This is a genomic window from Corynebacterium sp. S5S1 (assembly GCF_001913985.1).
Lineage (GTDB): Bacteria > Actinomycetota > Actinomycetes > Mycobacteriales > Mycobacteriaceae > Corynebacterium > Corynebacterium marquesiae.
Window position 1 is genome coordinate 2,199 of record NZ_MKXT01000080.1, and the last position, 1,322, is coordinate 3,520.

2 protein-coding genes are annotated in these 1,322 nt (G+C 57.7%); both read left to right on the forward strand.

All coding sequences use genetic code 11. From position 1 onward, the window contains the following. Positions 1 to 895, forward strand: an 895-nt coding sequence (locus BKN05_RS12185) for an ATP-binding protein (protein WP_286688755.1), incomplete at its 5' end; no start/stop codon positions are given. Then, positions 870 to 1,322: LpqB family beta-propeller domain-containing protein (locus BKN05_RS12190; protein ID WP_502686345.1), on the forward strand; the 453-nt coding region annotated here is incomplete at its 3' end. The genes BKN05_RS12185 and BKN05_RS12190, both read left to right, overlap by 26 nt.

A 1,322-nucleotide genomic window follows, 5' to 3' on the forward strand; every position in this document is an offset into this window, starting at 1 on the left:
AGCGATGTCGTTTAATGACATGGCCGATAAGTTGGTGCGCCAGATTAACCAGCTGGAAGAATACGGTGATTTGCAGCGTCAGTTTACTTCGGACGTTTCGCACGAATTGCGCACGCCCTTGACGACGGTGCGCATGGCCGCGGATATGATCGCTTCTGATGCAGACTCGCTGGCCCCGCACACGCGTCGTGCGACGGAGCTGATGACCCGCGAGCTCGATAAGTTCGAAGACTTATTGGGTGATCTGTTAGAGATTTCGCGGCACGATGCCGGGGTGGCTGATTTGTCTGAAACCCAGATTGATGTGCGCTCAAGCTTGGATGCTGCGTGGAACCAGGTGGAGCACTTGGCGGATAAATTAGACGTCAAGGTCTCCTTTTTTGGTCTTGACGACGCTTTGACCATCGCCGGTGATTCTCGTCGGATCGAGCGGATTTTGCGTAATTTGCTGGCTAATGCGATTGACCACTCGGAAGGCAATCCAATCCGGGTGATTGCCGGGTCGAATGAGCACGCGATTGCGGTGCTGGTTGCCGACCAAGGCGTGGGGCTCAAAGATGGCCAGGAAGATCTGGTGTTCAATCGCTTCTGGCGTGCGGATGTGTCGCGTAAACGGCATTCCGGTGGCACCGGTTTGGGATTGGCGATTGCCCGCGAGGATGCGCAGTTGCACGGCGGGATCTTGGATGCCGTTGGCGAATTAGGCGTGGGCGCGACGTTCCGGCTGGTGCTGCCACGGACCCCGCGCGGTGAGGTAGATCCGGCGCCGCTGGAGCTGGTGGTTGCACCCGATGTCCCGGAGTCAGCGACAGGCGAAAAGAGCGCGGATAGTGAGAAAACTACCAGCGCAGGGCATGAGGATGACCGTGATGATGCAGAAGATGATGCAAAATAAGCAGCGTAGGCAGCGATTCGTCGGCAAGCAGAGCCTGTATGTTGTGCGCCGTGGCGCTCTCGCGGTAGTGGTAGCCGGCAGCCTCGGGTTTGTGGCGGCGTGCAGTTCGTTGCCGCGGGATACTGGCCCGCAGGCGCTGCGCCCGTTTGAGGATTCAGCAAATCCGGACGATGACATGAATATTGGACCGACGGACGGGCAAGAACCGGATTTGTTGCTGCGGGATTTTTATCGCGCTTCGGCAAGCCCGGACGGTGACTATCGTGCGGCGAAGCGTTATCTCACCGATAATGCGAAAAGCAATTGGCAGCCACACCACGATGACATGTTGATCGTCGATCGCATCGAATTCAATACCGCGTCGGGGCCGTCGGATTCTGCGAAGCGGAAGTTTAATGTGCGCGGTACCGTCATCGGCAAGCTAGGC